Raw genomic sequence first — 21004 nt, forward strand, 5'->3', positions numbered from 1 at the left:
GCCCGAGCGTTGGGTACGCCCCTTCGGCCTCTACTACGCCAGTTAGACCTCCGCTGAAGGGCCCAGAACCCTTCAACAAACACCTAACCGGCGTAGTAAACCCCAAACCGGCGTAGTAGACGACGTCACCGCTGAGCACGCGGGCGAACCGACTCCCGGCTCCACCCACACCCTCAAACGCGAAACGCCCCATTGGGGGGCCGCACCCAAGGCGCCCCGACTGCGCATGCCCGGCATTCCAAACACGCACGCCGACCGCTGGCCCAGCACGCTTCTCCAACGCGAAGAACGCGTGAAGGTCTTGCATAACGAAAGCGCTGCCGCTGGACTGTCCGGTTGACGGCGCAGTTGGCACAGGCTAGGTTCGGTTTCCGAACTTAGGCGGTCTGTTCCTTCTTGGACGGTTTTCGCCGCCAGGAGCATGACCGGGACAGGAGCACATGTGATGAAGGCCTACGCGCTCACCTCCTACCGCAACGGTGGGACACTCGAGTGGTTGGAGGTGCCCGAGTCGGTGGCCGGCCCGGGGCAGGTGGTGGTTGAGATCCGCGCGGCCGGCCTCAACCCGCTGGACCGTATGATCGCTGCCGGACAGTTCCGGCAGCTCATCGGGTACCGGCTGCCGCAGGTGCTGGGGCAGGAGCTCGCCGGCGTGGTCACCGCGGTCGGCCCCGGCGTGGAGGACTTCGCGGTGGGTGATCGCGTGTTTGGCCGCCCCGATATCAACCGGATCGGCACCTTCGCGCAGACCATCGCCGTCGACGCCGCCGACCTCGCCCCCATGCCCGCCGGGCTCAGTTTCGCCGAGGCGGCCTCCCTGCCGTTGGTGCTGCTCACGGCCGCGCAGGCCTTCATGGAGAAGGCAAGAGTCAAGCCGGGGGACAAGGTCTTCATCCAGGGTGGCACCGGGGGCCTCGGCTCAATCGCCATCCAGGTGGCCAAGCACCTCGGCGCCACGGTCGCGACCACCGTGAGCACCAAGAACGTCGACCTGGCCCGCGAGCTGGGCGCCGACGTCGTCGTGGACTACCGCACCCAGAGGTATGAGGACCATGTCCAGGACTACGACGTCGTCCTGGACACCCTGGGAAAGGACGAGACCCTGCGCTCCATGAAGGTGCTGCGACCGGGAGGCACCATGGTCTCGGTCGTTGGCGCGCCCGACCCCGACTTCGCTGCACAGCTGGGCAAGCCGATCCTGAAGCCGGTCATGTGGCTGATGGGCCGCAAGGTGCGCCGCGCTGCCAAGCAGCAGGGAGCCGCGTATAAGTTCCTCTTCATGCGTGCCGACGGCAGCCGGCTGGCACAACTCACCCCCGCCATTGAGGACGGCAGCATCAAGCCGCTAGTGGGGCACACCTTCCGGTTGGACGAACTGGAACAGGCCATGGAGCTGTCCGCCTCCGGGAAGGCTGCCCCGGGCAAGATCATCGTGGAGGCAGGGGAGTGAGCGCCGTGAAGTACTTCAATGGCTCATATGCGGACGCGCCGGTCGAGCGCATGGCCACGTCCCAGGGCGCGCATTTCGCGTACCGGGCGGTCGGTTCGGACGACGGGTTGCCCCTGCTGCTCCTGAACCACCTGGCGGCCACCCTCGACGGCTGGGACCCGCTGCTGGTCGACCGGTTGGCGCAGGACCGCCCGATAGTAGCGGTCGACTACCGCGGCATGGGCGGCTCCTCCGGATTAGCGCCAACCACGGTTGCGGGAATGGTCGACGGCGTTATCGAGTTCCTGGACGCCGCAGGACTGGAGCGGGTCGACGTCCTCGGGCTGTCGCTGGGCGGCTTCGTTACCCAGCAGCTGCTGCTGACCCATCCGCAGCGGTTCCGCAGGGCCGTGCTGGCCGGAACCGGTCCGGCGGGAGGTGCGGGCATTACCAGGGTGCCGGGTTTGACCTTCCGGGCCATGGCGAAGGCGGCGCTAACCCGGAAGGACACCCGCCACTACTTGTTCTTCCCTGTGACCGCCTGGGGCAGGGCGGATGAGTTCCTGGGCCGCGTGGCGGCCTTCAAGCATCCCGACACGGCTGCGCGGGTGCCCGGGCTCCTGCGCCAGCTCAGGGCCGTGCGTGGCTGGGGGCGGCAGGAGCCGCAGGACCTGTCCCGGATCGAACACCCGGTCCTGGTGGTGAACGGCGACAACGACCTCATGGTTCCCAGTCCCAACACACTGGACCTGGGGCGGCGTCTGCCTGCCGCCAGGCTTGAGGAGCTCTACCCCGGCGCCGGGCACGGCGCCATCTTCCAGGAGCCGGACCTCTTCGCCTCGCAGGTTCGCGCCTTCTTGGACTGACGGAACTGCGTTGCCCGGATAGCTTCGTTCATCGGGGCATACCTGCCCACGGGTTGACGACCGCTACCTCCAGCGGTGCGAAGTCCTCGACGTCGACGTCGTCATCCATGCTCAGCCTGTCCACGAGCGAGGCGCCCGTCTCCCCGAGTCGGTGGTAGTCGTTGATGGTCAGTAAAACGTAAGCCGGCTTGCCTCGGTCCGTGATGATGACCGGTCCCTCATTGGCCGCCCGCTTGGCGGCACTGACATCGTGGTTGAAGTCGCGAGCGGTGATCGAGGGCATGTCAACACCTCCTGTGTAGCTACATACCCTACGTTATGTCGGGTGTATAGCCCGTACAAGAGGCCGACGCCCCTTGCATCTGACACGGTGTGAGGATGCTTCATGGTGGCGTGTACATCGACCAGGGACTGCTGTGCCGCGGTCGCTACCCCCTCCGCTGCGATAATGACCTCGGGAAGTTGTGGCTAGCGTGCACACTCCGGCGATGCGCAGACCGTCGAGCCGCTAGACTCCGCGGCATGGGCGCGCCGATCTACCTCACCGGCCGCGGTGCCGTCGCTCCCGGACAGATCGAGGGCATGTTCGTCGGCTGGCCGTCTCCTCCCTCCCCGCAGCAGCCGGTGGCGGTCATGGATGGCAGCTACCGGCGCGTCGACTGCTAGCCCAGCTCGGTGACATATACGCCGTCGACCTGTGCTGCGATCCGGGAATGCTGCCGTACTACGAGAAGCTCGGCTTCACGTGCCTGGCCGGCGCGGGCCTGCGCAACCCTCGCGCGATTACGAGCGGAGGAGCTTCAAAGACGCTCGCGGGTCTCTGAGACCACGCGCCCATATTCCTGCCGCCCGGTAAGCGCCTGTGGCTCTACTCGGCGGACGGTCCGCGCCGCAGGCCCTTGAGTTTCTCCGCCGGCACCGTCAGCCCCCGCGGGCAGCCGGGGCCGGGCGGGATCGACAACTCCTTCATGCGAACAGTGTGCGCCGGGCCTACCCTGGGCGCATGCCTACGTCCCAGCCGGCATTGCCCGTGTTCACCGCCGCGGGCAGGCACGCGCTGGCCCTGGTGGCCCGCGAGGCTCGCGCCGACGGCGTCCGCGAGGTCCTGGCGCCCCGCGTGCGCTGCACCGCCATGACCACCCCCTTCGAGCTCGAGGGCCTGCACGTCACCGACGTCGACTGCGCCCCATCCGGCCTGCTCGACCCAGGTGCCCTCGCCGCCGCGCTCGCGGCCTGCGACCGGCCGCCACTGATCCTGCACGCCGAGACCTTCGGCAACCGGGCCGACGGCGAACTCCGCGCCGTACTCGCCGACGCTCGCTCGACCGGGGCGCGCATCGTCGTCGACGCCACCCACACGGCACTGGAACGCGCCGGAGAACTGCTGGCAGACGCCGAACCCGGGACCGGTGCCGGTCACCTCAACGACGCCGACTACCTGGTGGCGAGCCTGCGCAAGCTGCTGCCCATCCCGCTCGGCGGCGTGGTCCACGGACTCGCCCGCCCGACGGCGCCGACCCCGGACGAGTTGAACGCGGACCTGGCCGCCGTCGCCGCGATGACCGAACGCCACCGGGATGTGCCCGCGCTCATGGACGCCGTCGAGGACCTGCTCGACTTCGCTTGGGCGCCCGCCCCCATGCCGGGCTCTTACCGTGCCCGGCTCGCCGCCCCGGGGATAGGTGCCGAGCTCACCCGGCGTCGCACCCGCCTGGCGCGCCTGCACGCCGCCGTCGCCGAACTGGACGTCATCAACCCCGGGGCCGCCTACCCGCCGGTGATCGCCCATCCCCAAGCCGCCGCCATCCGCACGGCGCTCGCGCGAGCCGGCTTCTCCCCGCCCCTGCACTGGCCCGGTGCCACCGATGGGCTCGTGGCCCTGCCCGACGATCCGCAGGCAGCAGCCATCGCACGCCGCGCGGCGGGGCCGACGGCACTGCGCGAGGCGCTTGCGGAAGGTGAGGCGAGTGGTCCTGCTGAGCCGTTCGACTTCGATGCCTTCATCGCCTCCAAAACCTCAAAGACGGCATGAGCGTCTATCGGCTGATGCCGGCTGCGCGCTGATCCCGGCCGCTAAACCCGCAGTACGCCGCGCCAGCCGCGTGCCCCGTAGTAGGAGTCGGCGCCGTTGTGGTAGACGAAGACCCGGCCGAAGCGCCGGTCGCCGAACAGTGCCCCGCCCAGCGCCCGCACATCCGCAGGCGTCGCCAGCCAGGTAGAGGTCTTCCGATCGAACTCGCCCAGGCTCTGCAGGTGGTGGTACTCGGACTCGCCCATGAGTTGGACGCCGATCTCCGCCGCCTTGCCCGCGGCGCTGCCTCGTGGCGGGTTCCTCTTGCGGGAGCGCAGGGCCTCGTCGTCCAGGCAGAGACTGCGCCGGCCGGCGGGGGTTTCGGCCGAGCAGTCGTAGAAGACGAATTCGTCCGCCTGGGCGTCATAATCGACGACGTCCGGCTCCCCGCCCGTGTCTTCCATGCGCCCGAGCGTGGTCAGGGCATCGGGGTGCGCGGCCAGGCGGGCGGCGACCGCATCCCAGGAGATGCCCTCATGCCGGTGCGGATGCGCCTCGAATCGGGCCCTGAGCACGTCGATCATGTTGTCTTCTCCGTTTGCACTGTCTGAACGTTCGGACACATTGTCCCTTAAGCGCTAGCGGGCGGCTCTGCGGGGATCGCCCTCCGGCCCGTCACGCGACGGCAATACGGACGCTCTCTAGGATCGCCCCGTAGCAAACACATCAGGAGGAAGCATGATCAGGGTAGCGATCAACGGATACGGCAACCTCGGGCGCGGCGCCGAGCAGGCCATCACCAAGAACGAGGACATGGAACTCGTCGTAGTCTTCACCCGCCGCGATCCGGCCACGGTCACCACTAAGGGCGCGCCAGTCGCCCACGTCGACGACATGCCCGCCTGGGCCGACAAGGTCGACGTGTGCCTGAACTGCGGCGGCTCGGCCACCGACCTGGTAGAGCAGACCCCGGCGGCCGCTGCCCTGTTCAACACGGTCGACTCCTTCGACACTCACGCCCGCATCCCCGAGCACTTCGCCGCCGTCGACGCCGCTGCTAAGGCTTCTGGGAACGTCGCCCTGATCTCAACCGGCTGGGACCCGGGCCTGTTCTCCATGCTGCGGGTCCTGGGCGAGGCCGTCCTTCCTGACGGCGCCACCACCACATTTTGGGGGCCCGGCGTTTCTCAGGGGCACTCCGACGCCCTGCGCCGCATCGACGGCGTGAGCGACGCCAAGCAGTACACCCGCCCGGTCGAGGCGACCGTCGCCGCGGTCAAGGCCGGTGACGACGTCGAACTCACCACCCGCTCTATGCACACGCGTGACTGCTACGTGGTGGCCGAGGAGGGCGCCGACCTGGCCCGTATTGAGCGGGAGATCAAGGAGATGCCCAACTACTTCGCCGACTACGACACCACCGTCACTTTCGTCACCGCCGAGGAACTGGCCGCCGAGCACGCCGGCATCCCGCACGGCGGAACCGTGGTTCGCCGCGGACACACCTCTGACCGTGTGGCAGAAACCGTGAACTTCGAGCTCCAGCTCGACTCCAACCCGGAGTTCACCGGCTCCGTCGTGGCGGCCATGGGGCGGGCGGCGGTGAGGCTGGCCACCCGCGGCGAGTCCGGTGCGCGCACCGTATTCGACGTGACGCTCGCGGACCTGTCTGCCAGGACGCCCGAGGACCTGCGCGCCCACTACCTGTGACGGCGGCCGGCTCGCTGGCGCCGTCATCGCTCGGACGACGGTGCCGGCGCGGCCGCATCAGTACGCTGTTCTTGTAGCGGGCGATCGGGTACGCGGGGAACTAGGCCTCGAAGACGCGAGCCTCTGGGTGACCGTGCGCCGCGCGTGTTCCTGTGCGTCCACGGTGCGGGTGGCGCGGTGGGAGGCGGCTGCTCTGGCGCCGAGAGGCGAGGGCTGAAGGGCCTGCAAAGGGACCTTGTCAGACACCTCCCGGTTGCGCGGTGCGTGGATGGGCAATGACGTATCCGCTGTCGTGCGCCTAAAACGTTATCTTGATAGTTTGGTGGTTGGGGCGCCCCTGAGGTGCCGTCCTCCCGTCCCGACCAACAGACAGGAGCCCAAGATGAACACTCCTCTTCTGAAGACCCTCACCACCTCCGCCATACTTGTGTTCGCGCTCGGACTTGGTGCCTGTGGCAGCAACGACACCAACGGTGCCGAGCAGTCCGCCTCAACCGCAGGCGCAGACTCCGCGACCGAAGCCGGAGCAGGAACCGGCTCTAAGACCGATACAGGCGAGGGTGCATCCTCGTCCGTGGATGGCGTCAGGGTCGGGGGCTCCTTCTCCGGCACCCTGAATGGCGAGCCCTTCGAAATTGAGAACGGGGTGGTGTCTTGCCTCTCGCAGGACGGTAAGACCTCGATCGGCGTTGCCTCGACCGATACCTCGCTCGCCGGTGAGGGGGTCCGCTCGATCGCCCTAGCGGTCGACGACGCCTCGCAGGAGATCCAGCTGATCACGATCGTCCCCGGCGATGGCGGGTCCCTCAACTACACGAAGATCGGGGACTACAGCAGTGACGTGGGAAACGCCCAGGTGGAGGTCAACGACTTGACCTACATCGTCACAGGCGAGGCGGCCCCGAGCGGATCTACGGAGACTAAGTCCTTCAACTTCACCATCACCTGCCCCTGACGCAACCAGTCGGCTTGCTGCTCGCGCTCGCGGGCGGAGCCCTCCACGCACGGAGGGCTCCGCCCGTAGTCGTGAGAGCGGGGTTTCCCACGGCTGCGCAGGGCGCGTCGAATCGCGCGGGATGAGTCGAGATGCGCCGCGGTGGCACCACCCCATAGGTTCGAATCGATGTAAAATTGCTCCGCTTCCGGCGGGTCCGCCGGCTGTATCCGCCTCGGCCGCGCCCGCCCGACGCAATAGGAGGATTGTGCACGACACCTGGAACCCCTGGCACGGCTGCCGCCGCGTCTCCGAGGGCTGCGATAACTGCTTCATGATGTTCCGTGACGCCTCCTGGGGCATCGACGGCGAGGTCATCCGCCGTGTCGGCCCCGCAGGCTTCCGCTATCCGCTCGCCGTCGACCGCACGGGTGCCTACAAGGTCCGCGCCGGGGAGATGCTGCGCGTATGCATGACTAGTGACTTCTTCCTGCGCCAGGCCGACCTCTGGCGCGAGGAGGCCTGGGAGATCATCCGTGCCCGCCCGGACGTGAAGTTCTTTCTACTGACCAAGCGCCCCCACCGGGTCGCCCGTTGCCTGCCTGCAGACTGGGGTGACGGTTGGGACAACGTGATGCTCTCGGTGTCCATTGAGAATCAGCGCCGCACCGACCAGCGCCTGCCCGTGCTCCTTGAGCTGCCCTTCACCCACAAGGGCGCCATGGCCGCCCCGCTGATCGGCCCCATCGAGCTGGATCGTTACTTGGTTGACGGGCAGATCGAGCAATTGATCGTGGGCGGGGAGAATTACGGTGGCGCCCGGCCACTAGACGTCGACTGGGTCCGCTCCCTGCGTGCCCAATGCGAGCATGCCGACGTGTCCATGACCTTCATCGAGACCGGCTCCACGCTGATCAAGGACGGGCGCACCTACCGGATGGGCTCCAAGCGCAACCAGTCGGTACAGGCCCACCGCTCCGGCCTGTCCTACACCGCGCAGGGGCGCCGACCCTGGCGCCTGCGCGCCCCGCTCGGCTGGGAGATACCTGCCGCCGAACTGCACGTACCTCAATTCGACGGCGACTGCCTGAACTGTGGTTCCCGCCCCATCTGCAACGGCCTGTACCAGGGACGCTGCGCCTGAGATGCATGGAAAACTCGGCGTCAAGTGTGCTGCGGTCGGTGTACTCGGGGGTAGGGTCGGACTATGACGACGCTTCCCTGGTCCGCAGGACACTGGCTGAACCCGCCCGCCGCAGTCGAGGAGAAGGGCGGAGACCTGCTGGTCACCGCCGTGGAGAAGTCCGACGCCTGGCGACGCACCAGTTACGGCTTCATCGTCGACACCGCCCACGCCCTGCTGGCCCCCTTCGAGCAGAACACCGCGGTCGAGGTGGACATGACCGCCGCCTTCACCGAGAACTTCGACCAGGCCGGTGTCATGGTGCGCGTCGACGCCGAGAACTGGGTCAAGGCCGGGGTGGAGTTCTCCGACGGCGCCTGCCAACTTGGCGCCGTCGTCACGGCCGGCAACTCCGACTGGTCGGTGGCACCCGTGCCCGACTGGCAGGGCAAGCGCGTGCGCATCCGCGTCAGCCGCAAGGGCGATGCGATCACCATGCGCGCCGGTCTGATTGCGCCCGACGGCACAGCTGCGCTGCGCATGGTGCGCCTGCTGCCCTTCCCGGAGGACGCCGTAGCCGAGGCCGGCCCATTCCTGTGTGCTCCCAGTCGAGCCGGGCTGACCGTGCCCTTCCACGCCTGGCGGGTCACGGACGCGGACGTCTCCCTTCACTGACTTCCCCCAGCAAAAGGGGATGTTCGCCCGCGGAAGGACGGATCCTCGCGCCGCAGAGGCCGTGAGGGTCTGTCGAGCGAACTCGGACCTATTGACTCCGACTCGGGCGGTGGTATCACGGGTGGTTGACGGGGTACCGGGCGAGCGTTACGGTACAAGCGTTCGGGCGGGCCGGAGATGGTCGGTTATCGGACCGGCGGTTCGGGGTTCGAGTCCTCGTCGGCGCTTCGCCGGTAGCTCAAGGGTAGAGCGGTCGGCTCCGGTCATCGTGCCACGCCCGCTCGGACGGTCCACCAGGTTCACACTTGCTCGCGCACATGTGTCCGGGGCCGATGACGTGGGGGCGTGGGAATCGGCGCGGTGGCAGGAACGCGAGTTTGCGTCAGATACACGAGTTCCGGAGGTTTGCACGTGCCCAGCGCACGCGAAGCTCCGAAACTCGTGTCTTTGCAGAGAACTCGTGTACGAGACGCGGCCCGGAGTCGGAGGGATCTGAGGCGGTTCCGCGTGCAGGTAGGGACCGGGTTCTTGCGGGCGGCGTGGTAGGACGGGTGTGTCACCTCACAAACATCACCGGTGGGGATGGATTGACTCGCAGGTGTGTAGGGGTCTACACTCCTGCGAGTCGGCCACGGTCGATATGTGCGAACGGTGCGCCGGCGGGCCGGAAGGTCTTCGGTTATCGGTATTAGTTGGTTCGACCCCAACCCTCCTCGGAGGATCCGGAGGCCGAACACACGCCCGCCTCCGCCGTTCGTGCAGACGGAACACGGGTGCACCCCCTGTGCTCGTGCGGGATGGCGGCGGGCCGAAGCCGGTCGGTTATCGCTCTCCAACAGCGCGGTTGACACCGCTTGTCCGGCGGGCAATAACACGCCCGCCGCCGCCCCGGCACATCTCATATCCCCGTAAGCAGGAAAGGAGAGGGAAGAAGGAATGGATTACTTGAAGGGCATCAGCACTCGGCGCACGCCGCAGAGTGAGCCGGCTCGAACCGGCCAGGTGCGTAACGCCGCCGGCGGCTACGGCTTCGCGCTCGATGACGCCGCCCGCCTGCGTCGCTTCCTGATCCTGGGCGTGGACGGCGGCACCTACTACACCGACGCCCGCACGCTGGCGCTTGAGAACGCCGAGGTCCTGCACCGCATGGCGGTCGCCGACCCGCAGGGGCTGGTGAACACGATCATCGAGGTCTCCACCGCCGGTGCTGCGCCGAAGCAGAACCCGACGCTGTTCGCCCTGGCCTACGCCGCCTCCGTGCCGCAGGCCCGTGACGCCGCGCTCGCGGCGCTGCCGCGGGTGGCCCGCACCGGAACGCACCTGTTCACCTTCGCCACCTACGTCGAGCAGTTCCGTGGATGGGGGCGCGGCCTGCGCCGTGCCGTCGGTGCCTGGTACACGACCAAGACCGCCGAGCAGCTCGCCTACCAGGCGGTCAAGTACCGCCAGCGCGACGGCTGGACGCACCGCGACCTGCTGCGCCTGGCTCACCCGGCCGCCGCGGAGGCCGACATGCGCGCCACCCTCGACTGGATCGCTCACGGCACCGTAGGGGAGGAGACGCCCTCCCTGATCGAGGGCTTCGTCAAGGCTCAGGAAGTGGATGCCGTTCGGGCTGACGCCGATGCCACCTGGGCGCGGATCGTCCGCGACTACCGCCTGACCTGGGAGATGCTGCCGGATGCGGCGCTGGCCCGGCCGGAGGTCTGGGAGGCGCTGCTCGACGCCGGGGTGCCGCTGACCGCACTCATGCGCCAGCTGCCGCGCCTGACCCGACTGGGGCTGCTGCCCGCAATGGGTGGGCGCACCGATGAGGTCTGCGCGCAGTTGACCGACACCGAGCGTCTGCGTGCCGCCCGTGTGCACCCGGTGTCCGCGCTGATCGCCCAGCGCACCTACGCCTCCGGGTTCTCCCGGCGCGGCAAGAGCGCCTGGACGCCGACGACGAAGGTCGCCGACGCCCTGGACGCCGCCTTCTATGCGGCCTTCGGTGCCGCGGAGAGTGCGGGTAAGCGCACCATGCTGGCCGTCGACGTGTCCGGCTCCATGGGTATGCCGATCTCCGGCATGGCCTTGACGGCCCGCGAGGCGGCGGCCGCGCTGGCGCTGGTGCAACTGGCCACCGAGCCGGGTTCCGCCGCCTTCGCCTTCTCCAGCGCTCGCCCGGGATACTGGCGGCCGGCCGCCATGGCCCCGCTGGACATCAGCCCCCGTCGCCGTCTCGACGACGCGCTGAAGGCGGTGGACGCGATGCCCTTCGGCGGCACGGATTGTGCCCTGCCCATGCTGTACGCCGCCGAGCACGACCTGGAAGTTGACACCTTCGTCATCTACACCGATAACGAGACCTGGGCCGGTGACATCCACCCGTTCCAGGCGCTGCGCCGCTACCGCGAGCACAGCGGCATCCCCGCCAGGCTCGTCGTGGTGGGAATGACCTCCACGGGCTTTTCCATCGCCGACCCGGACGACGCCGGCATGCTCGACGTCGTCGGCTTCGACACCGCGGTGCCGAACCTGATCACGGAGTTCTCACGGGGGCTCTCAGGTGGGCTCTGACCCGCTGCGCACAGTGCGCAACCGGAGGGCGGCCGTCCCAGACGGGGACGGCCGCCCTCCGGCACGGTCAATGGGAGTATCCGATCCGTTGGCGGCGCGGGCCGCCGAGCTGCACGCCCAGGCCCTTGAGGCCGACGCCCTGGCCGCCCGCTACCGGGTCGAGCGGGACGAGATCATCGACCGGCTCCGCGAGGCCGAGCCGAAGCGCTGGTCCTACACCGCCCTCGCCCAGGCACTCGGATGCAGCCGGGAACTGATCGCACAGATCGTGCGTCGACGGCGCTGATTACCGTCCGCGGAGCAAACCACTGGCAATTGGTGTCACAAGGAGGCGGTAGCCTGCACGTGTCGGTCCGCTCCCGCCCGTTCGGGCCGTCATCGGGGAGGGGCGGGCGGAAGCCCTGAACTCCCGGAAGCACAGGGCAATCCCAACCAATCCCGCACCGATTTCAATGAACCTCGATAATCACGATCTGGTCCTGCGTGGACTGTTCAGCGTACTCCCACTCCATTTGGAGCCCTATCTGCGCAATACGTTGGGGGATCGTTGCGAACCCGAGACGCTGCGCGCTCTGCTCGCGGGGTCGGGGCCGGTTTCAGAATTGCCCGACCTGGCCGATCTATCCACCCAGATCCGCATTCTCACCGCACGGGGCGCCGACGGTCGCTATCTTTTGCCGCTTCCGCGGGGTGCGGGGAGCAAGCTGCACGAGGTGCGCCGGTTCCGCAACGAGGCGGTACACGGGGCTCGCTTCGACGCGGACAAGACCCTGGCTGCGCTCGTCGCCGTGAGTGAGCTGCTGCGGCTCATCGGCGCCGAGACGGGCCGGGTGCAAGTGCGTGAACTCATTGGTGCCATCAACGACGGCCGGGGCGTGCGTCGCGATCCCTTCGACGCCGTTGCCGTCGGGGTGGAGTGCGTGCCGGTGATCGGTTACTCGCATGCGGTCGCGGGTCTGTCCCCCGAAGTGTCTGTCACCATGAGCCTGGCCGGGAGTGCCGCGGGCGCACCGGAGCGCCCGGCCGCGCAGGGCCAGGATCGGCTGCTTCTGACCGACTCGGCCGACGGCGCGCCCGCCTCCGGGGGAGGCTCGCTCGGCCCCGTTGATGTCTCCCTGACAATCATTGAGGACGACGGAGGCCGGGAACTCGTCGAGCCGTGGCGATTCACCTGGGACACGGTCCGAGAGTTGCGAATCGCTAGTGCCTTGAAGCTTAACCGGACGAGTCTGGCGCAGATCGATCAGTCGGGCGGCGCCCACGTGCGCCTCGAAATGCGGGACCATACGGGTGTGACCGCGGTCCGCCGGATCGACGGCCTGATCGCGCTGTCCCCGCGCCAGTGGCAGCAGGCCGGTGGTAACCGCTGGGCCGGTCTGGCGCTGGCCACCTTCGTCCAGCCTGACCAACCGGTGCTTCGGGCAGTGGCCGCCGAGGTGTGCTCTCGCTCCCGGCACGGCGCGGCGGCCTCAGGCCCCGACGGCATGGTGGAGGCCGCCTGCGCCGTGCTGCGGCGCCGTGGCCTTGAGGCGCTCGCGGATAACGGATGGCGCCAGCGCCCGCAGACGATCTACAGCGCGGCAGAGCTGTTCGATGCCCGCGCCGCAGCGCCCCTGAGCGCCGCGATTCTGCTGGCCGGGGCCTTGGAGCGGCTCGGGGTGGACTCGCTGCTCGCATTCACTCCCAACGCGGTGCTGCTCGGCTACCCCAGGAACGGCTTCGCCCGGTTGGACGTCTCCCCGGCTGCGCTCGCCGCACTAGTGCGGCACGGTGAAATTGGCCTGGTGGACCCCAGCATGGCTCTGCGCTCACCGGCCGCGGTGCTGCATGCACTGGACGCCCATGCGCGGGACATGGTGTTGGAGTCCCTGTCCGAGCTGACCCTGGTGGTTCCGGTCGGTGCCGCGCGCTCTGAAGGCGCGTTGCCGCAGCCCGCGCTCGAACGCGGTGAGGACGATGTCGTCGTGGAGAGGACCCTGACCCCGGTCCAGGCGGACCAGGAGCAGGATCTGGAGCCACCGGCCGCAGCCGAGCCCATGCAACGGCCCGAGACACCGCCGGCTAGACGTGGTGTGGCGCCGGAGTTGACCGCCGCCGGGGCGTCGGATGCTGCCCCTCCACGCGTGGAGGAGTGGAAACGCGCGCTGCTCGACCTGTCCCTGCGCAACCCGCTGATCGACCGCACACCGCGATCCGCCATCGAACTCAAGGTACCGCCGGAACTCGTCGGTGACTTCGAGGACATGGTCAATCGGCGCGAGTACATCGCCCTCAGACCCTCGGCCGGTGGCCGCGGCGGGCCCGGCCGGGGCAGCTCACCGACGGGCCCCGGGGCGCCGTCCCTGCTGAACGAGCATGCCGTGGAGGTGGTCACCGGTAGCACGGAGTACACCCGGCGCCTGCAGGCCCTGGCCGCTGCCGCCCGCACCACCCTGGAGGAGACCGGGGCGAACAACCTGTATCTGACCATCGGCACTCTCACCTGGTACACCGACGGGCGCCGCGTGCGCTCCCCGCTGATCCTGGTTCCCGTGAAGCTGGAACGGGAGGGGGACACCTTCGGTCTTCTCCTGGATGAGGCCGGCGCCTCCACCCCGAACTTCTCCCTGCTCGCTCGCTTCCAGGCGGATACGGGCATTGAGCTGACGGCGCTGAGTGAGCCCATACACGACGGTCACGGAGTGAACGTTGAGGCCACACTGGACAACCTGCGTCAGCAGTTGCGCGCCGCGGGCCGACGCGATCGGGTCGAGCCGACCGTCCATATCGGGCTGTTCCGCTTCTCCACCTACCGCATGTGGCGGGACCTGGCGGAGGACTGGCCGACCATAACCGGTAACCCGCTCGTCGCCCGCCTGCTGGAGGACGCTCCTGGTACGGCAGGCGCCGAAACCGAGGGCCGTACAACCGAAACCACATTGGATCTCGATGAGGTGGTGGAGCAGCTGCCGCTGGAGGCGGACTCGGCCCAGGCACAAGTGATCGCCGACGCCGTGGCCGGACGCAGCCTGGTGGTCGAGGGGCCGCCCGGAACGGGGAAGTCGCAGACGGTCGCCAACCTCATCTTCCGCTCTTTGGCGCAGGGCCGCACCGTTATGTTCGTGGCGGAGAAACTCTCCGCGCTCGACGTCGTCGCCCGCCGGCTGCGTGAGGAGACCGGCATCGGGGATCTGCTGCTCAATCTGCATGACAACGGCATGCGACCCACCCAGGTCCGTGAGGCCTTGCGCCGGGCGCTGGAACTGCAGGCGCCAGGTCATGACACCGCGGACACGGCGGGGCTACGCCAGCAGCTGGCGCAGGTGCGTGGTGAGCTGAACGCATATCGCGAACGCCTGCACGCACCGGGGCGGGAGGGCAAGTCCTACTATGCGGCCCGCCAGGAACTGGTCGAGGCCACAGATGCGGACGCGCCCGCAGCGTCGCGGGCACAGGCGCTGTTTGACGCCCGCGCTGCCCGCACCGGGCTGGACGGTTTCGACGCGGACCGCCACGACGCGCGGCTGGACGAGTACCGGCGGCTCCAGGGCCGGCTGCGCGAGCAGCTCGCTCCCGAACTGCTCGACGCGGTCCTGACCCGTCGTGACCGCGTGCTGCGTGAGGCCGGCCCCCGCGCCGAGGCACTACGCCGCGAACTTGAGCGCCGCAAGGGCACCATGAACGTCCGTGATCTGGTCGACTCCTACTGGGACCTGATCACCGCGATCACCCCGTGCATCCTGGTCTCACCGGACTCCGCGGCCCGCTTCTTCCCCGCTCACCGGCGTTATGTGGACGTGGTCGTCTTCGATGAGGCCTCCCAGATCACCGTCGCCGACGCGGTCGGCGCCCTGGGCCGGGGACGCTCCGCAGTAGTGGTGGGAGACCCCAAGCAGATGCCGCCCACACCCGCTCCAGGCACAGCGGCTGCCGCCGGGGAGAGTGGGGCGGGTTCGATCCTTGACCGCTGTCTGGCGCTCGGCCTACCGGCCCGCCGCCTGACCTGGCACTACCGCAGCCGGGTCGAATCGCTGATCGCCTTCTCCAATCGGCGTTACTACGGCGGCTCCCTGCTGTCCTTCCCGAGCCCACTGACCATCACCGCCCCCGACGACGGGCCGGACGGCCACGGCATCTCATTGCGTCGCGTCAACGGCACCTACTACCGCGCCGAAACGGCCAAGCATCGGGGCATCCGGCCCAACACCAATCCAGTGGAGGCCAACCGGATCGTGGAGGAGGTCGAAAGGCGCTTCGCGGCATCGCCGCAGGCCACTCCGTCGCTGGGAATTATCACCTTCAACGCCCGCCAGTGCGAGCTGATCGAGACCATGTTGCGCAAGAGCGGTCAGGAAAGGATTATCACGGCCCTGGACGCGCGTGACGGCCTGTTCGTGCGCAACCTGGACAACGTCCAGGGGGAGGAGCGTGACACGATCCTGATCTCGGTCACCTTCTCTGCCAATGAGCGCGGCGATCTGCCGCTCAACTTCGGGACGTTGGGGCATGCCGGAGGTGAGCGGCGACTGAACGTGGCCATCACCCGGGCGCGCAGGCAGGTGATCGTCTTCTCCAGTTTCGATCCTGAGGACCTGCATGCCGAGCGCTCCACCCACCAGGGACTTAAGGACCTGCGCGACTACCTGGTGCGGGCACGCAGTGGCGCTGCACCGCGCGCGCTGCCGCTGACCCACAGCGTCGTCGACCTGCACCGCAATCAGATCGCCGAACGCCTGCGTGACGCGGGCGTTGAGGTGACTGCCGGTGTGGGGCATTCGGCCTTCGAGATCGACCTGGTGCTCACCGGGGCCGGAGGGTCTCACGTGGCTGTGTTGTTGGACGGGCCCGGCTGGAATCGGCGCGCGAGCATGACCGACCGCGACCTGCTGCCGGTCGATGTGCTGCGCTCCATGGGCTGGGAGCGGGTGGAACGCGTGTGGATGCCCGCATGGGTAGCCGACGCGGATGGTGTGGTCGCGCGACTGCTGGCCGCCGTCGGCGGGGCACCGAAGCCGACGAACGCACCGGCCCCAGAACCGGCGGCACCGACCCATCCGCAGCCCACGACGGCGGAGCCGGAGATGGCACCGGCGTCGGCCCCCGTGCCGCCGGAGGCCGCACCCGAGGAGACGCGCGCCGCGGCCTTGGACGAGGCTGCCACAGATGCTGCTGTGCAGCGCACGGCCGCGGCCGCGCCGCTGGGACCGAGGGAGTACCGGCAGTGGCGGCCCGTGGGCGTGTACCCACTGGAGGTGCTCGATCGCGCCCAGGACATGGACTCGCCGGAACATGCGCAGGTGGTCGACACGGCGCGCGCCATCTGCGATGTGGAGGCACCTTTGACCAGGCATCGGCTGATTGTGAAGCTCTGCCGCGTATACGGGCTCACCCGAGTGGTGAGTTCCCGGGAGCAGAAGGTCGATGAACTGCTGGGTGACGCATTCGCCTACACCGATGCCGCCGGCTTCGTGTGGAGGAATCAGGACGCCGCGCGGTCGCCCGTACAGTACCGGCGTAATGCGTTGGATCACGTGGATTCAATCAAGGAGATCCACCCGCGCGAACTGGTGGCGCTGATGCGCGCGGTCAGGGCGGACACGCCGGCTTGGGCCTCTCCCGAGGAACTGTGCACCCGGGCGTTGCGACGCCTTAGTGCCAAGAAGCGCAAGCTCAGCGCCCGCGGAGTCAAGGAGGCCCTGACTAATGCGTTGGCAGAGGTTGAGCAGGAGGACGGACAGCAGTAGTTTTTCGGCTGCACCCGGGGGCTTGAGCCCCGGGGCGGTCCGTGCGGCCAGCCGGCTCGATACGTGTCGGACCCGGCTCGTATGGTGGGGTCATGGCCCGAAAGATCACGTCCGAGGACTGGCCCGCCCGCGTCACCGATACGGAGATCAAATCCGTGGTCGGCACTGCGGCATTCGGCCGTGGACGCCGCTACGCGGAGGAGCGTCGAGTCACCGGGGTGTCCTTGTCGGGCAATTCCGAGATCCTGGCCGGCACGGTGCGCGGATCGTACGGGCACGTCTACCAGACCATGATCTACGCCCGCATCACCCACAAGCGTGTGAACTGGTCGGGCACCTGTTCCTGCCCGGTGGGCGGCAACTGCAAGCACACGGCGGCGTTGGTGCTGACCGCCCGCCGGCAGGCGCAGTCCGCCGCGGACCCGCCCGGGGACGCCGACTGGGAGCGCCGTCTGACCCATCTGCTACACACCCGGCAGACGGCGAACCGGGCGGTCGCCATTGAGATCGCCACCAGTACGGGTGGCGTCCGCAGCGGCGCCTACGGGATGGGGCGCTTTGCCGGCACCTCCGGCTCCGGCCGTCTGCAACTGCGCCCGCTGATCGCCGGCAAGCGCGGCTGGATCAAGCAGGGCATCTCCTGGCGCGGCCTCACGAACGGGGACCTGACCGGTGAGGTGGCGCCGGAGGCGCTGTCCGCCCTGAGTGATCTGGCGGCCATGGACGATGACGCCTTCTTCTACTACACCGACTCGACCATCGACTTCGAGGCGCTGCCGGCGCGCGTATGGGAGGTGCTGCGCCGCGCCGTCGCCGCCGGAGTGATGTTGACAACGGCCCAGCGCGGCGGCAAGGCGGTGCGCATCCTGCCCGGGCTGCGGGCCGGCGTCGGTGTTGAGCGGCAGAAGGACGGGACCGCCCTGATCAGGCCGGCCCTTGACTTCGCCGCCGTCGAAGGACTCCCGCTCGGCCCAGGGCGCAGGCCCAAGGCCCGCGCCCTGGGCAGCCCCACCCACGGCTATGCGCTCACCGGCCCAGACGGTACCCTGAACCTCATGCCCCTGGAGCCGCCGCCCGGCGAGGTGCTGGGACGACTGCTGTCACGCAATGAGCGGATCACCATCCCGGCCGCGGATGTTGACCGTTTCGAGGCGAAGCACTTGGGCCGCCTGGCCGCCGCAGTGCCCATTGTCGAACTCGACCCCACCCTGGAGGTTCCGGACCCGGGCGCACCCGTCGCCGTGCTGCACGTGAACATGGATGCCGCCCGGCACCGGGCCGAAACCTCCTGGTCCATCCGCTACGAGACGGCGTCCGGCACCAGCCGTGGCGAGGTCGCCGTCGGCAGTCTCACGGAGATCCTGGCCGGCTCCGGGCCGCTGGATAGGGGCTGGCCCGCCGGCACCGCCGCGGCGGCACAGACGCGAGCCGACGGCGCGGCCGCGCCAGCATCGCCCGGGCGCTCCGGACCCGAGGGCTTGCGCCGAGTGCCCACAGTTCGCGACTCCAAGGCCGAGGACGTTCTCGCCCGCCGCGTCGTCGAGGCCTGTCTTCCGCTGGCGCCCACGCACGGTCCGCTGTGGCAGCCGGGAAGTTACACCGGCATGGGCACAGCCCGGCTGATGGCCCAGGCGCTGCCCGCGCTGGAGGCGGTCGACGGCGTCGTCGTCGAGGTGGAGGGGCAGGTTCCCGACTACCGGGAGGCCGCGGAGACTCCGCTGATCACCACCGACGTCGGTGACGATGATGAGCGACCGGACTGGTTCTCCCTGCGGGTGCGCGTGAAGGTCGGGCAGGAGGACGTGCCCATTGAGCGGCTGATGACCGCGGTCGCCACCGGTGCTCAGGAGGTGCTGCTGGATTCGGGCCGATGGATCAACCTGGCCGACCGGCCCGAGATCGTGCGCCTGGCCCGGCTCATGGAGGAGGGGCGCGACCTGCGCGACCCGCAGTCCCGCAGTGCCGGTGATCTGTCGGTCACCGCCTTCCAGGCCGGGCTGTACGCGGAGTTGGAGCGGCTCGGGGTGATCGGGGAGGCGACCCGCCGCTGGCGCGAGGGCGTGGACCGGCTTCTGGCCGTGGCCGCCGCGGCCGAGGGCGGACTGGCCGACGGCGCGAATGGGGAGTCCGCCGCCGGGGTGGTGGACGCGTCCGTGCCCGCGGGGCTTCAGGCGCAGCTGCGTCCCTACCAGCTTGACGGTTACCGCTGGCTCGCCCTGCTGCAGTCCACCGGGCTCGGCGGCATCCTCGCCGACGACATGGGCCTGGGCAAGACTGTCCAGGTGCTCGCGGTCGTCCAACGCCTGGTGGAGCAGCGGGTGGCGGGAGCCGAGGCGGCTCCGGACGGGACAGTGGCTGAGACATCCTCTCAGCGGCCCGGGACGCCCCAGGACTGCCCGGTGCTGGTGGTGGCACCAACCAGCGTCGTCGGCGCCTGGGCGGAACAGGCCGCCCGCTTCTGCCCCGAGCTGCGGGTACGGACCATCACCCGCACCCGCGCCAAGCGGGGGGAGCACCTGGAGACGATCCGCGCGGATGCGGACCTGGTGGTCACCAGCTACACCATCGCCCGGATCGAGGAGGAGGACTTCACCGCCATCGACTGGGCCTGGGTGGTGCTGGACGAGGCCCAGTTCGTCAAGAACCACAACGCGATCACCTATAAGACCATGCGGCGCCTGCGTACGCCGTCGACGGTGGCCATCACCGGGACGCCGTTGGAGAACTCCCTAATGGACTTGTGGAGTCTGCTGTCCATCACCGCGCCCGGTCTGCTGCCCGGGCCGGAACGCTTCGGCGAGCTCTACCGGCGTCCCGTGGACCACGGGGATGAGGCCGCCCTGGCGGCACTGCGTGCCCGTATCCGTCCTTTCATGCTGCGCCGCACCAAGGAGCAGGTCGCCGCCGACCTGCCCGCCAAGAACGAGCAGGTCCTGTCGGTGGAGCTGGCGCCGACGCACCGGCGCGCTTACGACCGCCGCCTGGCGCGCGAGCGGCAGAAGGTGCTGGGGCTGCTGGAGGAGGACACCGCCCAGTCGCGGTTCACCGCGTTGAAATCTCTGACGATTCTGCGGCAGATGGCGCTGGACCCGGCACTGGTCGAGGGCACCGACACCGCTGCAGGTAGTTCTAAGGCAGGCCGACGGCGCAAGCCCACCGCCAAGGTCGAGGTGCTGTTGGAGACGCTGCAGCCGGTGGTCGCCGAGGGCCACCGGGCCCTGGTTTTCAGCCAGTTCACCCGCTATCTGGCCGGGGTGCGTGAGGTGCTGGAGTCCGCCGGCATGCGCACCGCCTACCTGGACGGCACCACCGGCAACCGGCAGCGGGTAATCGATGCCTTCCGCGGTGGCGATGCCGATGTCTTCCTCATCTCACTGAAGGCGGGCGGCTTCGGCCTGACGTTGACGGAGGCCGACTACGTGTTCCTCCTGGACCCGTGGTGGAACCCGCAGGCCGAGGAGCAGGCGGTTGATCGCACCCACCGCATCGGCCAGAACAAGCCCGTCATGGTCTACCGGCTCGTGTCCACCGGCACCATCGAGGAGAAGGTGATGGCCCTGAAGGAGAAGAAGGCCGAGCTGTTCGACCGGGTGGTTGAGGGCGCTGCGGAAGAGGGTATGGCAGGTGGCGCGGTCGTGCCTGGTAGGGCGGTCGTCAGCCGGGCCCGCCTCACCGCCCAGGAGATCCGCGAACTCCTCGGCGCCGAGTAGGGCGCATCCCCTCGCCGCGACCGGCACAAGTGACACACCGAGGCCGGTTGTTGTGGTAGTTGGTCATCCGCCGTTCAGGTGGTGGTTGCCTGTGGGGCGGGTGGGGTAGGTCTTGTGAGTGATCTCTGCGGTCAAGAGGTTGGAGTTCCTCGGGGGTGTCATGGACATGCGTTGGCGTCATAGACACGTGTTTTGGACATATGCATGTGTTAAGCACCTGCAAACCTCGAAAAACTCGTGTGCTCGGGCCGAAGTCGTGTCCGC

14 protein-coding genes are annotated in these 21004 nt (G+C 68.8%); 12 read left to right on the forward strand and 2 right to left on the reverse strand.

What is annotated here, in order from left to right:
* Nucleotides 1-445: 445 nt before the first annotated feature.
* Together Q4A20_RS12205 and Q4A20_RS12210 are read left to right on the forward strand one after the other, a co-directional pair.
* A complete protein-coding gene (locus Q4A20_RS12205; RefSeq protein WP_303123334.1) occupies nucleotides 446-1450 on the forward strand; it encodes an NADP-dependent oxidoreductase in 1005 nt (334 codons plus the stop codon).
* Nucleotides 1451-1455: 5 nt separating this feature from the next.
* Nucleotides 1456-2295 carry an alpha/beta fold hydrolase gene (locus Q4A20_RS12210; protein ID WP_303123336.1) on the forward strand — a complete coding sequence of 280 codons (840 nt, stop codon included), beginning with the start codon at nucleotides 1456-1458 and terminating at the stop codon, nucleotides 2293-2295.
* A gap of 28 nt (nucleotides 2296-2323) precedes the next feature.
* On the opposite strand, the gene Q4A20_RS12215 is transcribed toward Q4A20_RS12210, so the two are convergent.
* Nucleotides 2324-2578: a type II toxin-antitoxin system Phd/YefM family antitoxin gene (locus Q4A20_RS12215; RefSeq protein WP_303123338.1), complete on the reverse strand. Its 255-nt coding sequence runs from the start codon at nucleotides 2576-2578 to the stop codon at nucleotides 2324-2326.
* A 239-nt stretch (nucleotides 2579-2817) separates the two neighbouring features.
* Here Q4A20_RS12215 and Q4A20_RS12220 point away from each other — a divergent pair, with 239 nt between their 5' ends.
* Together Q4A20_RS12220 and Q4A20_RS12225 are read left to right on the forward strand one after the other, a co-directional pair.
* Nucleotides 2818-2961, forward strand: coding sequence for a hypothetical protein (locus tag Q4A20_RS12220; RefSeq protein ID WP_303123339.1), 144 nt, complete (start codon nucleotides 2818-2820; stop codon nucleotides 2959-2961).
* 337 nt (nucleotides 2962-3298) lie between these two features.
* Nucleotides 3299-4327 carry a type II toxin-antitoxin system ParD family antitoxin gene (locus tag Q4A20_RS12225; RefSeq protein WP_303123341.1) on the forward strand — a complete coding sequence of 343 codons (1029 nt, stop codon included), beginning with the start codon at nucleotides 3299-3301 and terminating at the stop codon, nucleotides 4325-4327.
* Nucleotides 4328-4368: 41 nt separating this feature from the next.
* Here Q4A20_RS12225 and Q4A20_RS12230 read toward each other — a convergent pair whose 3' ends face one another.
* Nucleotides 4369-4890, reverse strand: a complete 522-nt coding sequence (locus tag Q4A20_RS12230) for a DUF4256 domain-containing protein (RefSeq protein WP_303123343.1) — start codon at nucleotides 4888-4890, stop codon at nucleotides 4369-4371.
* Between the two features lie 154 nt (nucleotides 4891-5044).
* Between Q4A20_RS12230 and Q4A20_RS12235 the strand changes: the two genes are divergently transcribed.
* The 8 genes from Q4A20_RS12235 (at nucleotide 5045) to Q4A20_RS12270 (ending at nucleotide 20740) form a co-directional block, all read left to right on the forward strand.
* Entirely contained in the window at nucleotides 5045-6016 is a 972-nt protein-coding gene (locus Q4A20_RS12235) for a diaminopimelate dehydrogenase (protein ID WP_303123344.1), read from the forward strand.
* Nucleotides 6017-6398: 382 nt separating this feature from the next.
* On the forward strand, nucleotides 6399-6971 hold the full coding sequence (locus Q4A20_RS12240) for a lipoprotein LpqH (RefSeq protein ID WP_303123345.1): 573 nt from the start codon (nucleotides 6399-6401) through the stop codon (nucleotides 6969-6971).
* Between the two features lie 247 nt (nucleotides 6972-7218).
* Nucleotides 7219-8094, forward strand: a complete 876-nt coding sequence (locus Q4A20_RS12245) for a DUF5131 family protein (protein WP_303123347.1) — start codon at nucleotides 7219-7221, stop codon at nucleotides 8092-8094.
* Between the two features lie 63 nt (nucleotides 8095-8157).
* On the forward strand, nucleotides 8158-8748 hold the full coding sequence (locus Q4A20_RS12250; RefSeq protein WP_303123349.1) for a DUF1349 domain-containing protein: 591 nt from the start codon (nucleotides 8158-8160) through the stop codon (nucleotides 8746-8748).
* A 936-nt stretch (nucleotides 8749-9684) separates the two neighbouring features.
* Complete coding sequence (locus tag Q4A20_RS12255) at nucleotides 9685-11307, forward strand: TROVE domain-containing protein (protein WP_303123350.1); 1623 nt, start codon at nucleotides 9685-9687, stop codon at nucleotides 11305-11307.
* Nucleotides 11308-11377: 70 nt separating this feature from the next.
* The gene (locus Q4A20_RS12260; protein WP_303123352.1) at nucleotides 11378-11593 is read left to right on the forward strand and encodes a hypothetical protein; all 216 of its coding nucleotides are present in this window, start codon (nucleotides 11378-11380) and stop codon (nucleotides 11591-11593) included.
* 166 nt (nucleotides 11594-11759) lie between these two features.
* Nucleotides 11760-17030, forward strand: a complete 5271-nt coding sequence (locus Q4A20_RS12265) for a DUF4011 domain-containing protein (protein ID WP_303123354.1) — start codon at nucleotides 11760-11762, stop codon at nucleotides 17028-17030.
* Between the two features lie 92 nt (nucleotides 17031-17122).
* Complete coding sequence (locus Q4A20_RS12270) at nucleotides 17123-20740, forward strand: DEAD/DEAH box helicase (RefSeq protein WP_303123356.1); 3618 nt, start codon at nucleotides 17123-17125, stop codon at nucleotides 20738-20740.
* The last annotated feature ends 264 nt before the right edge of the window (nucleotides 20741-21004 follow it).

It is taken from the genome of Actinomyces sp. (assembly GCF_030530635.1).
In the GTDB taxonomy this organism is placed as follows: Bacteria; Actinomycetota; Actinomycetes; order Actinomycetales; family Actinomycetaceae; genus Actinomyces.

What these genes read in the sequence shown, in the direction of transcription:
- Q4A20_RS12205 (WP_303123334.1), top strand. Translation starts at nt 446, where the DNA reads ATGAAGGCCTACGCGCTCACCTCCTACCGCAACGGTGGGACACTCGAG.
- Q4A20_RS12215 (WP_303123338.1), bottom strand. Translation starts at nt 2,578, where the DNA reads ATGCCCTCGATCACCGCTCGCGACTTCAACCACGATGTCAGTGCCGCC.
- Q4A20_RS12220 (WP_303123339.1), top strand. Translation starts at nt 2,818, where the DNA reads ATGGGCGCGCCGATCTACCTCACCGGCCGCGGTGCCGTCGCTCCCGGA.
- Q4A20_RS12225 (WP_303123341.1), top strand. Translation starts at nt 3,299, where the DNA reads ATGCCTACGTCCCAGCCGGCATTGCCCGTGTTCACCGCCGCGGGCAGG.
- Q4A20_RS12230 (WP_303123343.1), bottom strand. Translation starts at nt 4,890, where the DNA reads ATGATCGACGTGCTCAGGGCCCGATTCGAGGCGCATCCGCACCGGCAT.
- Q4A20_RS12235 (WP_303123344.1), top strand. Translation starts at nt 5,045, where the DNA reads ATGATCAGGGTAGCGATCAACGGATACGGCAACCTCGGGCGCGGCGCC.
- Q4A20_RS12240 (WP_303123345.1), top strand. Translation starts at nt 6,399, where the DNA reads ATGAACACTCCTCTTCTGAAGACCCTCACCACCTCCGCCATACTTGTG.
- Q4A20_RS12250 (WP_303123349.1), top strand. Translation starts at nt 8,158, where the DNA reads ATGACGACGCTTCCCTGGTCCGCAGGACACTGGCTGAACCCGCCCGCC.
- Q4A20_RS12255 (WP_303123350.1), top strand. Translation starts at nt 9,685, where the DNA reads ATGGATTACTTGAAGGGCATCAGCACTCGGCGCACGCCGCAGAGTGAG.
- Q4A20_RS12260 (WP_303123352.1), top strand. Translation starts at nt 11,378, where the DNA reads ATGGGAGTATCCGATCCGTTGGCGGCGCGGGCCGCCGAGCTGCACGCC.
- Q4A20_RS12265 (WP_303123354.1), top strand. Translation starts at nt 11,760, where the DNA reads ATGAACCTCGATAATCACGATCTGGTCCTGCGTGGACTGTTCAGCGTA.
- Q4A20_RS12270 (WP_303123356.1), top strand. Translation starts at nt 17,123, where the DNA reads ATGGCCCGAAAGATCACGTCCGAGGACTGGCCCGCCCGCGTCACCGAT.